Below are 12,929 nucleotides of genomic sequence, written 5' to 3'. Positions count from 1 at the left end.
AGCGCGATGAGCACGAGCCTGATGCGGCGCGACGGCCGGGGTCTGCTGCTCGCGCTCGCGCTGTGGCTGCTGGCGCTGGCGCCGCCGCCGGTGCTGGCGCAGGCCGAGCCGGGCGACGAACCGGCGCAACGCCAGCTGCGCGAGCAGACCCGGCAGCGCGGAGAGTTCCAGCCGGGTGAAGAGATCCGGCAAAGCGAACAGGTCCGGCAGCGCGAACAGACCGGGCAACGTGAACAGACGCGGCAGCGCGAGCGGGAGCGGGCCGGACCGCTGAACGATGCACCGATGTGGCGTCAGGCGCGCTCGGGTGACGAGTTCTTCACGACGGTGCGCGGCCCGGAGGCCGGCGTGCTGATCCAGGACGAAGGCAACACCTGGCGCCAGATGCGCAACGGCCCGATCAAGCAGTACGGCAGCGCCCTGCTGCTGGTCGTGCTGCTCGCTCTCGCGGTGTTCTACGCCGTGAAAGGCATGATCAGGCTGCACGCCGCGCCGACCGGGCACCGCATCCAGCGCTTCAGCATGTTCGAGCGCGTCGTCCATTGGGGCACCGCGATCACTTTCGTGCTGCTCGCCGTCACCGGGCTCGCGATCCTGTTCGCCAAGCACCTCGTCGCCCCGCTGCTCGGGCACGACGCGCTCGGCGTGCTGCTCGTCGTCGGCAAGAACATCCACAACTACATCGGGCCGGTGTTCCTCGTGTTCACCGTGCTGATGATCCTCGCCTTCGCCCGCGACAACCTCTGGGAGGCGAGTGACCGCGTCTGGATCCGCAAGGGGGGCGGCTTCATCAGCGGCGAACACGTGCCGTCGGGGCGCTTCAATTTCGGCGAGAAAACGTGGTTCTGGGGCGGCGTCGCGTTTCTCGGCCTGATCGTCGCCGGCTCGGGGCTGGTGCTGGACTTCCCGAACTTCGGCCAGCTCCGTGTGACGATGCAATGGGCGAACGTCATCCATGCAACGGCGTCGATCCTGCTGATCGCGCTGTCGTTCGGCCACATCTACCTCGGCACGATCGGCTTGGAAGGCGCATACCGCGCGATGAGGACGGGTTACGTCGACGAAACCTGGGCGAAGGAGCACCACGCGCTGTGGTACGAGGACGTGAAGACCGGCAAGCCGCGCCATTCCTGATCACGACGTCGCGCGCGGACGCTCCCCGGCTCCCGCGCGATACCTGAATTCCCGTCTTTCCCATCCGCCGCATTCGCGGCTAGACTAGGTCCGCCATGACCTTGTCACCATGTCATGCCCCGTGACCCGCAGGCCCCAATCCAAACAGAGGAGAGATCGATGAGCAAAGTTACCCTGGGTGGCAATCCGATCGAAGTCGCCGGCAAGTTCCCGCAGCCGGGCGACACCGCGCCGCCGCTGTCGCTGGTCGGCGCCGACCTCGCCGACGTCACGCTCGACAAGTACGCTGGCAAGCGCAAGGTGCTGAACATCGTGCCGAGCCTCGACACGCCGACTTGCGCGACGTCCACCCGCAAGTTCAACGCCGAAGCGGGCAAGCTCGACAACACGGTCGTGCTGGTGATTTCGGGCGATCTGCCGTTCGCCGCGAAACGCTTCTGCGTTGCCGAAGGCCTCGACAACGTCGTCACGCTGTCGACGCTGCGCGGCCGCGAGTTTCTCAACGATTACGGCGTCGAGATCGCGTCGGGGCCGCTGCAGGGGCTTGCCGCGCGCGCCGTCGTCGTGCTCGACGAGAACAACCGCGTGCTGCATTCGCAGCTCGTCGGCGAGATCAAGGACGAGCCCGACTATGCTGCGGCGCTCGCCGCGCTGAAGTAAACATCAGGGTGCCTGCCGGCGCCCGCGCAGCGGCAGCAGCCCGACGAGCGCGACTGCCGCGAACACGGCGCCGGCGATGAAAGTCGTGGCGGAACCATAGGCGTCCCACAGCGCGCCGGCGATGACGCTCGCGGCGAGCAGCGCGAGCCCCCCGACGAGGTTGAACAGGCCGAACGCGGTGCCGCGCAACGCAGCCGGTGCCGCGTCCGCGACCAGCGCCGCGAGCAGCCCTGCGTCATCCCCATGTGCAGTCCCCACAGCACGAGCCCGAGCGCGAGGTGGACAGCCACCATCAGTGCGAACCCGAGCGCGAGCAGCCGCGGCCGGTCGAAGCGATCGGCAAGCACGCCGGCGCCCCGGTCCGCCCAAGCGGTGCGCGCGGCGGCTCACGGCAGACGGTAACAGTCTGTTTGGACGACGTTTTTCCGTGGAACAGGAGTGGGAAACACTGTGCTTTCGCGCCGCAACAGCGTAAAATCCTCGCCCTTCCCGCTCGATCGGCCTTTTCGGCGCGCACCCATGCTCTATCCCTCCCGTTTCGACGTCATCGTGGTTGGCGGCGGCCATGCCGGCACCGAGGCCGCGCTCGCCGCCGCGCGCATCGGCGCGAAAACGCTGCTCCTGACGCACAACATCGAGACGCTCGGGCAGATGAGCTGCAACCCGTCGATCGGCGGCATCGGCAAGGGTCACCTCGTCAAGGAAGTCGATGCGCTGGGCGGCGCGATGGCCGCGGCAACCGACGAAGGCGGTATCCAGTTCCGCATCCTGAACGCGTCGAAAGGCCCGGCGGTGCGCGCGACGCGGGCGCAGGCCGACCGCGTGCTGTACAAGGCGGCGATCCGCCACCGGCTCGAGAACCAGCCGAACCTGTGGCTGTTCCAGCAGGCGGTCGACGACCTCACGGTATCAGGCGACCGCGTCACCGGCGTCGTCACGCAGATCGGCCTCGCGTTCGAGGCGCCCGCGGTGGTGCTGACCGCCGGCACCTTCCTCAACGGCCTGATCCACGTCGGCCTCGACAACTACTCGGCCGGACGCGCGGGCGATCCGCCGGCAATCTCGCTTGGGGCGAGGCTGAAGGAGCTCGCGCTGCCGCAGGGACGGCTGAAGACCGGCACGCCGCCGCGCCTGGACGCGCGCACGATCGACTTTTCGGTAATGCAGGAGCAGCCCGGCGACGATCCGGTGCCGGTGTTCAGCTTCCTCGGCAAGGCCTCCCAGCATCCGCAGCAGCTGCCATGCTGGATCACGCATACCAACGAGCATACGCACGACATCATCCGCGCAAACCTCGACCGCTCGCCGATGTACTCCGGCGTCATCGAAGGGGTGGGGCCGCGCTACTGCCCGTCGATCGAGGACAAGATCCACCGCTTCGCCGACAAGACGAGCCACAACATCTTTCTCGAGCCCGAAGGCCTGGCGACCAACGAGATCTATCCGAACGGCATCTCGACGTCGCTGCCGTTCGACGTGCAGCTCGCCGTCGTGCGCTCGATCCGCGGGCTCGAGAACGCGTTCATCCTGCGCCCCGGCTACGCGATCGAGTACGACTACTTCGACCCGCGCAACCTCAAGAGCAGCCTCGAGACGAAGAGCTTCGACGGCCTGTTCTTCGCCGGCCAGATCAACGGCACGACCGGCTACGAGGAAGCCGCCGCGCAGGGCCTTCTGGCCGGCGCGAACGCCGCGCTGCAGGTACTGGGCCGCGAGGCGTGGTGTCCGCGCCGCGACGAAGCGTATCTGGGCGTGCTCGTCGATGACCTCATCACGCGCGGCGTCTCGGAGCCGTACCGCATGTTCACGTCGCGCGCCGAATATCGCCTCTCGCTGCGCGAGGACAACGCCGACCTGCGCCTGACCGAAAAGGGCCGCGAGCTGGGCCTTGTCGATGACGTGCGCTGGGCTGCGTTCTGCACCAAGCGCGACGCGATCGAGCGCGAGACCGCCCGGTTGAGAGCGACCTGGGCGCATCCGGCGCGCGTGCCGGCGGCCGACGCCGAGCGCGTCGTCGGCAAGGCGCTCGAACGCGAATACCGCTTCTTCGAGCTCTTGCGCCGGCCGAACACGCGCTACGCGGACCTGATGAGCCTGCCCGGCGCGCCGGAAAACCCCGAGACCGACCCGCAAGTCATCGAGCAGATCGAGATCGCGGCGAAATACCAGGGCTACATCGACCGCCAGCAAGGCGAGGTCGCGAAGCAGCTGCAGGCCGAATCGACCCTTCTGCCGGCCAATCTCGACTACGCGCAGGTGCGCGGCCTGTCGAAGGAAGTGCAGCAGAAGCTGAACCTGCACAAACCCGGGACGCTCGGCCAGGCCGGGCGCATCCAGGGCGTGACGCCGGCGGCGATTTCGCTGCTGATGGTATGGCTCAAGCGCCGCGACCTGGCCGCGGCGGCGGGCGCGGACGACGCCGGAACGCCGCCGACGGACGGCGCGGGCGCCGCCGGGATAGGGATGCGCTCGGTATGAGCGCTGCGAGCCTCGAGCAGGGCCTTGCGGAGCTTGACCTGCATCTTTCGCCGGCGACGCAGGCGCGGCTTGCCGCGTTCGCCGCGCTGCTGCAGAAGTGGAACCGGGTGTACAACCTCACGTCGATCCGCGACGCCGGGCAGATCGTCACGCACCACCTGCTCGATTCGCTCGCGGTGCTGCCGCATCTGGGCGGCATCGCGACGCTCGCCGACGTCGGCTCCGGCGGCGGCCTGCCGGGGATTCCGCTCGCGCTCGCCGCGCCGGATTGCCATCCCGCCCTCGCCGTGACGTCGATCGAGACCGTCAACAAGAAGGCGAGCTTCCAGCAGCAGGCGAAGATCGAGCTCGGGCTCGCGAACTTCACGGTCGTGAACGAGCGCGTCGAAAACGTCCGGCCGGAGGCAAAGTTCGACGCGGTGATCTCGCGCGCCTTCTCCGAACTGTCGGATTTCGTCGGCCTGACCGCGCATCTCTTGCGGCCCGGCGGACATTTTCTCGCGATGAAGGGCGTGTATCCTCGCGACGAGATCGCGCGCCTGCCGGCGGGTTTCCGCGTCGCCGAGGTGCACCCGCTGACGGTGCCGGGGCTCGGCGCCGAACGACACCTGATCATCCTCGAAAGGAACTGAATGGCCCGAATCTTCTGCGTTGCAAACCAGAAAGGCGGCGTCGGCAAGACGACGACCTGCGTCAACCTCGCCGCCGCGCTCGCCCAGGCCGGCCAGCGCACGCTGCTCATCGACCTCGATCCGCAAGGCAACGCGACGATGGGCAGCGGCGTCGACAAGCGCGCGGTGGCGAAATCGGTGTACCACGTGCTCGTCGGCCTCGCGACGCTCGACGAGGCGCGCGTCGCGTCGCCCTCGGGCGGCTACGACGTGCTGCCGGCGAACCGCGACCTCGCCGGTGCCGAAGTCGAACTCGTCGGCCTCGAACGGCGCGAGAACCGCCTGCGCGACGCGCTCAGGGACTTCGGCGCCGACTACGACCTGGTCCTGATCGACTGCCCGCCGTCGCTGTCGATGCTGACGTTGAACGGACTGTGCGCGGCCCACGGCGTCATCATCCCGATGCAGTGCGAGTATTTCGCGCTCGAAGGCCTGTCCGACCTCGTCAACACGATCAGGAAAGTGCATTCGAACCTGAATCGCGAACTGGGCATCACCGGCCTGCTGCGCGTCATGTTCGATGCGCGGATGACGCTGCAGCAGCAGGTTTCCGCGCAGCTCGAGAGCCATTTCGGCGACAAGGTGTTCCGCGCCATCGTGCCGCGCAACGTGCGCCTCGCCGAAGCGCCAAGCCACGGCATGCCGGGCGTCGTGTTCGACAAGGCAGCCAAAGGGACACAGGCCTACATGGCCTTCGCCGCCGAGATGATCGAACGTGTCAGGACCCTGTGATCGATCATGAAACCGAGCGAAGCCCTGCGCCGCCACCGTGTCGAGATCCTCGCGCTCGCGACCCGTCATCGTGCGTACAACGTACGCGTGTTCGGATCGGTGAGCCGCGGCGACGACCGCGACGACAGCGATCTGGACCTGCTCGTCGAATTCGGTCCCGACGCGAGTCTGTTCGATGCTTTCGCGCTTCAGGAGGAACTCGAATCGCTGCTCGCGCTGAAGGTCGAAGTGGCAACGCCGGGCGGCCTGCACCCGTTGATCCGGACCGAAGTGATGCGCGAGGCGAGGCCGCTGTGAGCCGAAAGGAGCTCATTCATGATTATTTCGAGGTCGCCTGGACCTGGTGTGGAACACCGCGACCCGCGAGATTCCGGCATTGATTCCGTTACTGGAAAAACTCGGCAACCTGCCCATTAAAGACGTTTGAAGATGACCCGACCCAAACTCAAAGGCCTCGGCCGCGGCCTCGACGCGCTGCTCGCCGGGAACCAGGACGACGACGCCGAGCGCGGCGAACTGCAGGCGCTCGCGGTCGGCGACCTGCGGCCCGGCAAGTACCAGCCGCGCACGCGCATGGATCCGGGCTCGCTCGAGGAGCTCGCGGCATCGATCAAGGCGCAGGGCGTGATGCAGCCGATCCTCGTGCGGCCGGTCAACGGCTCGGCGTACGAGATCATCGCCGGCGAGCGGCGCTGGCGCGCGGCGCAGATCGCCGAGCTCGCCGATGTGCCGTGCCTGGTGCGCGAGATCCCGGACGAAGCGGCGCTGGCGATGTCGTTGATCGAGAACATCCAGCGCGAGGATCTCAACCCGCTCGAGGAAGCGGGCGGCATCCAGCGCCTCATCGACGAGTTCGGCATGACGCACCAGCAGGCGGCCGATGCGGTCGGGCGCTCGCGGCCGGCGGCGTCGAACCTGCTGCGTCTGCTCAATCTCGCCCGCCCGGTGCAGGAGCTGCTGATGGCCGGCGACATCGACATGGGCCATGCGCGCGCGATGCTGCCGCTCGACGGCGCCGGCCAGATCCAGCTCGCGAACCACGTCGCGGCGCGCGGGCTGTCGGTGCGCGACACCGAGCGCCTCGTGCAGCAGATCCTGAATCCGCGGCAGAAGAAGGCCGAGCGCGAGCCCGATCGCGACCTGCTGCGGATCGAAGAGGAAATCGCCGACGTGCTCGGCGCGACCGTCAGGATCAAGACGAACAAGAAAGGCGCCGGCGAAGTGACGATCCGCTTCGGCAGCCTCGACCAGCTCGACGGACTGCTCGAGAGCCTCGGCACATCGAAGCGGGGCGGGTAGTAGGCGGCCGCCCGGTCGCCCCGGGGCGCGCGGAGATGGGCAGAGATACGGCTCCGCATTGACTTGCTCGGGGCGTGTACCAGAATGTCAGTGGCACGGCCCGCGCGGGGTGCCGCGCCGAAGCGGCAAGCGGCAGAAGGGCGCACCTCAATTCCGGCATGGAGGACGGCGATGATCTTCCGGCAGCTCTTCGAACCGCTGTCGAGCACCTACACTTACCTGCTCGGCTGCGAGGATACCGGCGCGGCAGTGCTGATCGACCCGGTCGTCAACGCGATCGAGCGCGACCTCGCGCTGGTCGCCGAACTGCGGCTGCGGCTCGAACTCACGCTCGACACGCACATCCACGCGGACCACATCACCGCGGCGCGTCATCTGAAAGAGCGCGTCGGCAGCCGCATCGCCGCGCCCGCGATCGACCGGCTGCCGTGCGTCGATGTGCCGGTCGAAGAGGGCCGGCCGGTCGCGGTCGGCAGCGTCCGGCTTGCGCCGCTGCACACCCCCGGTCACACTGACGGCCACTTCGCCTACGTATGCGGCGACCGGGTCTTCACCGGCGACGCGCTGCTGATCGACGGCTGCGGCCGCACCGACTTCCAGAGCGGCGACCCGGCGGCGCTGTACCGCAGCGTGCACGAGAAACTCTTCACGCTGCCCGACGAGCAGCTCGTCTATCCGGCGCACGACTACCAGGGCCGCCGCGTGTCGTCGATCGCGCAGGAACGCGCCCGCAACCCGCGCCTCGGCGGCGAGCGCACGCTCGACGAGTTCCGCCGCATCATGGCCGAATTGAAGCTGCCCTACCCGAAGTTCATCGACTACGCCGTGCCCGGCAACCGCGAGTGCGGCGTCTGTCCGCAGGGCCTGCCCGATGAACTGAAGGCCTACTGCGGGCGCATGACCGAAAGCCGGCAAGGCTGAACCGCCGCCGGCGGCGCGCGCACCCCGGCCCCCAGCGGCCGGTGCACATTGACGGGCGGCAGTGCCGCCGTCTCCGGCACTCCCCGCAACTCCCGCAACTCCCGCAACTCCCGCAGCCGCGGCGCGCTTCGGTCGATGGCGGCCGTGCCCTCGTTGCCGCCGTTCGAGAAATCGCTTGACTTCCCCTCCTTGAAGGCCACAATACCATCCATATGGATGGCGGGGAGATGGTAATGAGCGTGCATGAGCTGCGCCCGAAGGCGGGAGAGACGACCGAGAAGATCACCATCAATCTCGGGGTCGTCGACCTCGGGCAGATCGATCTGCTGGTACAGGAGGGCTTTTATTCGAACCGCACCGACTTCATCCGCACGGCGATTCGCAACCAGCTCGTCACGCATAACGAAGTGATCCGCGACACGGTCGCGCGCAAGGCCTTCGTCCTCGGCCTGCAGCACTACACGCGCCGTGATCTCGAAGCGGTGCAGGCGGCCGGCGAGCGGCTCGACATCCAGGTGCTGGGGCTGGCGAGCATCGCCGCCGACGTGCCGCCCGAACTCGCGCTCGCGACGATCGAATCGATCGTCGTGCTCGGCGCGCTGCATGCCAGCGCAGCGGTCAAGGCCGCGCTGGCGGACCGGATCAGGTGACCGCTTTCGCGGTCCGCAAGGAGATTCAACCCATGAATGCCCGACTCAACCCCAATCTGCTCAACCCCGACCTGCTCGAAGCCACGCGGCTGACGCGTGCCGGTCAGCTGCTCGAAGCGACCGCACTGATCCAGCGCGCTCTCGGCGGGCGGTTCGCGCCGTCGCCTGCCACCGAGGCGACGCCAGCCACCGGTACGCCGGCCGCGCACCGGGCGACCGAGCCGCCGCTCGAAGGCAGCTGCCGCGTCATCGACATCGGCCCGTTCGTCGCGGACGCCGAGCCGGCGCAACGGGAACCTGCCGACGCCGCAGCCAAAGCCGGGGAGCCGGCGGCAGAAGCTGTCGTCCCGCCGCTGGCTGAGCGCCTGGGTGCTACGCTGCGCGACAAATTGTTCAAGCTTCGCGGCGCTGTCCCGGCGTTCGAGCCGATCGTCCCCGGCCATGTGCCGGGTCATGTTCCCGAGGCGGTGCCGGACGGCGCGCGCTTCATCAGCGCCTCCTACACGAACGCCGCCGGCACGCGCAGCTACAAGCTGTATGTGCCGAGCAACTATTGCGGCGAGCCGTTGCCGCTGGTCGTCATGCTGCATGGCTGCACGCAGAACCCGGACGATTTCGCCGCCGGCACGGGCATGAACGAGCTTGCCGAGCGGGAGCCTTGCCTCGTGCTTTATCCCGCGCAGTCGGCGGGGGCGAACGGGTCGAAATGCTGGAACTGGTTCAAGCCTTCGGACCAGCGCGCGGAGCACGGCGAGCCCTCGCTGATCGCCGGGATGACGCGCGAAGTCGCCGCAAGCTACAACGCCGATCGGCGACGCATCTACATCGCCGGCCTGTCGGCAGGCGGCGCGATGGCGACGACGATGGCGGTGGCCTACCCGGATCTCTACGCTGCTGCCGGCATCCATTCGGGCCTGCCGCATGCGGCCGCGCACGATCTGCCGTCGGCGCTCGCCGCGATGCAGCAGGGAAGCGCGCGCGCGGCCGGTATCCGGGCGACGGGCGCCGGGACGGGCCGGGAAACGCCTCACCCGGTGCCGGTCATCGTCTTCCACGGCGACCGCGACACGACGGTTCATCCGCGCAACGGGGAGCAGGTGATCGTCCAGTTTGCGCCCGCGGGTGTGCGCACCGGATCAACCGGAGCAGGGTCGAAACCGCGAGCGAGCATCGAACGGGGTCAGGTGCCGAACGGGCGTGCCTACACCCGGACGACCTATCACCATCCGAACGGCTCGCCGCACGTCGAGCAGTGGACGGTGCATGGCGCCGGCCACGCGTGGTCCGGCGGCAGCTCGCGCGGCTCCTACACCGACCCGCAGGGCCCGGACGCGGCGAAGGAAATGCTGCGCTTTTTCCTCGCCCATCCGGCTGGCGGCAAAGCGGCGCCGGAAGGGGGACAGCCCCAATAATCGACGGTCCGCACCCCGGCGCCTGCTTATTCGGCGTCGGTGACTTCCTGTTTGCGCGGACGGCGACTGCGCGAAGCGGGCTTGCGCGCCGCCTGGGCGAGCGTTTCGGTCGTCGCTGCGGGAGCAGGCGATTCCGCGGGCACCGGGTTTTCGATCGGCACGCCAGCTTCCGCAGGGGGCTCGGCGACCGCCGGCACGGGCGTTTGGGTCTTCTTTGCCGCCGGCTTGCGCGGGCCGCGTCCCTTGCGCCGTGCTTCCGGCTCGCGATGCGCTTCCACCGGCACTGGAGTTCCCTCCGCGACTGCCGGTTCGGTCAATTCCTGCGCCGGGATCGTCGCAGGTTCTTCGGCCACGATGAGCGGCGGCTGCGCGGCGAACGGCTGTGCCTGCACCGGTGCGGCAGGCGTTTCCGGCTCTGCGGCCTCCTGCGCCAAGGCCGGCGCCGCCGGCTTTACGGCCGGCTTGCGACCGCTGCGCGTCCGGCGCCGCGGCTCGTGCTGGACGGCCGGCTCCGCGAGGGCCGGCTCCGCGACGGCCGGCTCCGTGACGACGTCGGGCGAAACCGGCACTTCGAGCGATGCGACGTCAGCCGCCTTGCGGCCTCCGCGCCCGCGTCGCGACTCGTGCCTGCCGGCGCTCGCCGGGGCGCGCGCCTCGGTGACGACCTCGACGACGACCGGCGCCGGCTCGGCCCCCGCCTCGTGGGCTGCGGCGCCGCCGTTGCTGCGATAGACGTAGGCGCCGGACTTCTCGTCGCGGCCGAATTCGAGCAGGCCGCGCGCCTGCGCTTCTTCGAGCAGGTTGCCGAACGCGCGGAAGCCGTAGTACGACTCGTTGAACCCGGGTTTGCGGCGCTTGATCGCTTCCTTGAGCATCGACGCCCAGATCTTGCCGCTGTCGCCGCGTTCGGCGACCAGCGCGTCGAACGTATCGACGGCAAGTTCGATCGCCTGCGTCTTGCGTGCTTCCTGCTCGTCCTTGCGGCCTTTTTCCTCGTCGGGCGAGCGCTTCGCCGCGGGCTGCGCTTCACGCGTGTCGCGCTTGGCCGCCGCACGCTGGCTCTCGCGCACCAGGTCGTCGTAGAAGATGAATTCGTCGCAGTTCGCGATCAGGAGGTCCGACGTCGATTGCTTGACGCCGACGCCGATCACCTGTTTCGCGTTCTCGCGCAGCTTCGACACCAGCGGCGAGAAGTCGGAGTCGCCGCTGATGATGACGAAGGTGTTGACGTGGGATTTCGTGTAGCACAGGTCGAGCGCGTCGACAACCAGCCGGATGTCGGCCGAGTTCTTGCCCGACTGGCGCACGTGCGGGATCTCGATCAGCTCGAAGTTCGCCTCGTGCATTGTCGCCTTGAAGCCCTTGTAGCGGTCCCAGTCGCAATACGCTTTCTTGACGACGATGCTGCCCTTGAGCAGCAGCCGCTCGAGCACGCGCTTGATGTCGAACTTCTCGTAATTGGCGTCGCGCACCCCGAGCGCGACGTTCTCGAAGTCGCAGAACAGCGCCATGCTGGCGGTTTCGTGCGGTGATGCCATGATTTTCTCCAGTGAAGCCCGTGGCGGTACGGTGATAAACGCTGTTTTCGCGATTATCTCCGAAGCGGGCCTGCCCGGTGACGGCGATCGCTCACCGGCGCCAGCGGCGCGGCGGGACCGCAGAGGGCGGTGTCTCCCTCCTCAGCGCGTGGCCCCGGCCTTCTGCCCGAGCATGTCGGCGAGGCCGCCCATCACGGCGAGGTTGGCCGATTCCATCGCCGCGAGCGCGCGCAGCGCTTCGTCGAAGCGGCCCGCATAATACAGGCTGATTGCGCTGCGTGCGTGCGTGTGGACCGCGCGGTGCGGCGCTTCGAGCGCGGCGTAGCCGGGCAGGCGGGCGAGGCGCGACTTGCCCTCGCCGTCGTAATACCACTGGCCGAGCCGGCATTCGGTTTGATCCGGCAGGTTCTCCGGGCTGACGCGCGAGAGGCCGAGAAACACCTTGTACACTTCGAGCTTCAGCGTGAGCTCTTCGAGGTTCGCAAGCTCGACGTTGGCCAGCAGCGCCGACTCGGCAACCGCGCTTTCGATGCGCTGCGACAGCCCGAGCAGGTGCTGCATGCTGTGCATCGCCTGCTCGCTTTCACTGGAGAAGCGCGACGCATCCTGCGCGCCCAACTGCATGACGCGGCGCGCGGTCTCGGTCTCGGTCTGGATCGTGCCGACCAGGCCGGTGATTTCGGTGGTCGCGTTCGCGGTGCGTTCGGCGAGCTTCTTGACCTCGTCGGCGACGACGGCGAAGCCCCGGCCCGCGTCGCCGGCCCGTGCGGCCTCGATCGCGGCGTTCAGCGACAGCAGGTTGGTCTGGTCGGCGATCTCCTTGATGAGGCGCACGATGCCGCCGATCTCGCCGGCGCTGCGGTACAGCCCTTCGACGTTGCGCGATGCGTCGCCGATGCGCGTGACCATTTCCTGCAGGTTCGTCGCCATGCGCTCGAACGCGACGCGGTTCGCGTCGGACCGTCCGGCCGCTTCGGTGGCCGAGAGCTTCTGGTCGTTGAGCGTCGCGGTCAGGCCGAGAAACGACTGCCGCACGCCGCCGAGCGACTCGCCGAACGAGCCGAGGTTGCGGAACACCTCGCCGAGGGTGGCGCGCTCCCGCCGCAGTTCCGACAGTTCGGCCGCAAGGGTGGTGCGTTCGGTTTCGACCGCCGCGAGCCTCGCCTGCAGGCGGGCGTTCTCCTCGGCAAGCGCTGTCCGTTGGGTTTCGGCCTGATGAAAGGCTTTCTTGTGGGTCGCAAACAGCATGGCGTTTTTCCGCGATCGAAAAAAAATGGGCAATAGCTGAGCAGTCTAGTCAGCTATTGCCGGAGTGTCTTGACCGCGCGCAATAATCGCCCGATGTCCGTGATGGAACGCACAGAGGCGGAATTTGACGTCCGCCCGGCGGAGCGTGCGCGAGCATCGCGAGGGGCGGCATACGTGCGACAAGTC

General features: G+C 68.3%; 14 protein-coding genes. 10 read left to right on the top strand and 4 right to left on the bottom strand.

Annotation, left to right across the window (positions count from 1 at the left end):
- Window positions 1-6: 6 nt before the first annotated feature.
- Both GO606_RS11605 and tpx read left to right on the top strand, forming a co-directional pair.
- Window positions 7-1,134: a formate dehydrogenase subunit gamma gene (locus GO606_RS11605; protein ID WP_169116916.1), complete on the top strand. Its 1,128-nt coding sequence runs from the start codon at window positions 7-9 to the stop codon at window positions 1,132-1,134.
- Window positions 1,135-1,293: 159 nt separating this feature from the next.
- Window positions 1,294-1,794: a thiol peroxidase gene (gene tpx, locus GO606_RS11600; protein ID WP_169116917.1), complete on the top strand. Its 501-nt coding sequence runs from the start codon at window positions 1,294-1,296 to the stop codon at window positions 1,792-1,794.
- A 3-nt stretch (window positions 1,795-1,797) separates the two neighbouring features.
- On the opposite strand, the gene GO606_RS11595 is transcribed toward tpx, so the two are convergent.
- A complete protein-coding gene (locus GO606_RS11595) occupies window positions 1,798-2,052 on the bottom strand; it encodes a hypothetical protein (protein WP_211166452.1) in 255 nt (84 codons plus the stop codon).
- A gap of 261 nt (window positions 2,053-2,313) precedes the next feature.
- On the opposite strand from GO606_RS11595, the gene mnmG reads away from it, so the two are divergent.
- From mnmG to GO606_RS11565, 6 genes are all read left to right on the top strand, one after another.
- Window positions 2,314-4,272, top strand: a complete 1,959-nt coding sequence (mnmG, locus tag GO606_RS11590) for a tRNA uridine-5-carboxymethylaminomethyl(34) synthesis enzyme MnmG (protein WP_169116918.1) — start codon at window positions 2,314-2,316, stop codon at window positions 4,270-4,272.
- On the top strand, window positions 4,269-4,904 hold the full coding sequence (gene rsmG, locus GO606_RS11585; RefSeq protein WP_169116919.1) for a 16S rRNA (guanine(527)-N(7))-methyltransferase RsmG: 636 nt from the start codon (window positions 4,269-4,271) through the stop codon (window positions 4,902-4,904). Before mnmG ends, rsmG begins: the two co-directional genes overlap by 4 nt.
- Window positions 4,905-5,675 carry a ParA family protein gene (locus GO606_RS11580; protein WP_169116920.1) on the top strand — a complete coding sequence of 257 codons (771 nt, stop codon included), beginning with the start codon at window positions 4,905-4,907 and terminating at the stop codon, window positions 5,673-5,675.
- Between the two features lie 6 nt (window positions 5,676-5,681).
- Window positions 5,682-5,972: a nucleotidyltransferase family protein gene (locus GO606_RS11575; RefSeq protein ID WP_169116921.1), complete on the top strand. Its 291-nt coding sequence runs from the start codon at window positions 5,682-5,684 to the stop codon at window positions 5,970-5,972.
- A 132-nt stretch (window positions 5,973-6,104) separates the two neighbouring features.
- Entirely contained in the window at window positions 6,105-6,974 is an 870-nt protein-coding gene (locus GO606_RS11570; RefSeq protein WP_169116922.1) for a ParB/RepB/Spo0J family partition protein, read from the top strand.
- Window positions 6,975-7,145: 171 nt separating this feature from the next.
- Entirely contained in the window at window positions 7,146-7,895 is a 750-nt protein-coding gene (locus tag GO606_RS11565) for an MBL fold metallo-hydrolase (protein WP_169116923.1), read from the top strand.
- Here GO606_RS11565 and GO606_RS11560 read toward each other — a convergent pair.
- Window positions 7,859-8,140: a hypothetical protein gene (locus tag GO606_RS11560; RefSeq protein ID WP_169116924.1), complete on the bottom strand. Its 282-nt coding sequence runs from the start codon at window positions 8,138-8,140 to the stop codon at window positions 7,859-7,861. The genes GO606_RS11565 and GO606_RS11560 overlap by 37 nt on opposite strands.
- On the opposite strand from GO606_RS11560, the gene GO606_RS11555 reads away from it, so the two are divergent.
- Both GO606_RS11555 and GO606_RS11550 read left to right on the top strand, forming a co-directional pair.
- Window positions 8,129-8,545: a CopG family transcriptional regulator gene (locus tag GO606_RS11555; protein ID WP_169116925.1), complete on the top strand. Its 417-nt coding sequence runs from the start codon at window positions 8,129-8,131 to the stop codon at window positions 8,543-8,545. The two genes, GO606_RS11560 and GO606_RS11555, sit on opposite strands and share 12 nt — an antisense overlap.
- A 32-nt stretch (window positions 8,546-8,577) precedes the next feature.
- Window positions 8,578-9,957 carry an extracellular catalytic domain type 1 short-chain-length polyhydroxyalkanoate depolymerase gene (locus tag GO606_RS11550; RefSeq protein ID WP_169116926.1) on the top strand — a complete coding sequence of 460 codons (1,380 nt, stop codon included), beginning with the start codon at window positions 8,578-8,580 and terminating at the stop codon, window positions 9,955-9,957.
- 26 nt (window positions 9,958-9,983) lie between these two features.
- On the opposite strand, the gene GO606_RS11545 is transcribed toward GO606_RS11550, so the two are convergent.
- Window positions 9,984-11,495 carry an NYN domain-containing protein gene (locus tag GO606_RS11545; protein ID WP_169116927.1) on the bottom strand — a complete coding sequence of 504 codons (1,512 nt, stop codon included), beginning with the start codon at window positions 11,493-11,495 and terminating at the stop codon, window positions 9,984-9,986.
- 141 nt (window positions 11,496-11,636) lie between these two features.
- Complete coding sequence (locus GO606_RS11540; RefSeq protein WP_169116928.1) at window positions 11,637-12,743, bottom strand: methyl-accepting chemotaxis protein; 1,107 nt, start codon at window positions 12,741-12,743, stop codon at window positions 11,637-11,639.
- Between the last annotated feature and the right edge of the window lie 186 nt (window positions 12,744-12,929).

The organism is Aromatoleum anaerobium (genome assembly GCF_012910705.2).
Taxonomy (GTDB): Bacteria; Pseudomonadota; Gammaproteobacteria; order Burkholderiales; family Rhodocyclaceae; genus Aromatoleum; species Aromatoleum anaerobium.
This window is presented reverse-complemented; position numbering and strand designations above follow the sequence as displayed.

Bases quoted from the DNA above. Each gene is read 5' to 3' on its own strand.
- GO606_RS11605 (WP_169116916.1), top strand. From the start codon at position 7: ATGAGCACGAGCCTGATGCGGCGCGACGGCCGGGGTCTGCTGCTCGCG.
- tpx (WP_169116917.1), top strand. From the start codon at position 1,294: ATGAGCAAAGTTACCCTGGGTGGCAATCCGATCGAAGTCGCCGGCAAG.
- mnmG (WP_169116918.1), top strand. From the start codon at position 2,314: ATGCTCTATCCCTCCCGTTTCGACGTCATCGTGGTTGGCGGCGGCCAT.
- rsmG (WP_169116919.1), top strand. From the start codon at position 4,269: ATGAGCGCTGCGAGCCTCGAGCAGGGCCTTGCGGAGCTTGACCTGCAT.
- GO606_RS11580 (WP_169116920.1), top strand. From the start codon at position 4,905: ATGGCCCGAATCTTCTGCGTTGCAAACCAGAAAGGCGGCGTCGGCAAG.
- GO606_RS11575 (WP_169116921.1), top strand. From the start codon at position 5,682: ATGAAACCGAGCGAAGCCCTGCGCCGCCACCGTGTCGAGATCCTCGCG.
- GO606_RS11570 (WP_169116922.1), top strand. From the start codon at position 6,105: ATGACCCGACCCAAACTCAAAGGCCTCGGCCGCGGCCTCGACGCGCTG.
- GO606_RS11565 (WP_169116923.1), top strand. From the start codon at position 7,146: ATGATCTTCCGGCAGCTCTTCGAACCGCTGTCGAGCACCTACACTTAC.
- GO606_RS11555 (WP_169116925.1), top strand. From the start codon at position 8,129: ATGAGCGTGCATGAGCTGCGCCCGAAGGCGGGAGAGACGACCGAGAAG.
- GO606_RS11560 (WP_169116924.1), bottom strand. From the start codon at position 8,140: ATGCACGCTCATTACCATCTCCCCGCCATCCATATGGATGGTATTGTG.
- GO606_RS11550 (WP_169116926.1), top strand. From the start codon at position 8,578: ATGAATGCCCGACTCAACCCCAATCTGCTCAACCCCGACCTGCTCGAA.
- GO606_RS11545 (WP_169116927.1), bottom strand. From the start codon at position 11,495: ATGGCATCACCGCACGAAACCGCCAGCATGGCGCTGTTCTGCGACTTC.
- GO606_RS11540 (WP_169116928.1), bottom strand. From the start codon at position 12,743: ATGCTGTTTGCGACCCACAAGAAAGCCTTTCATCAGGCCGAAACCCAA.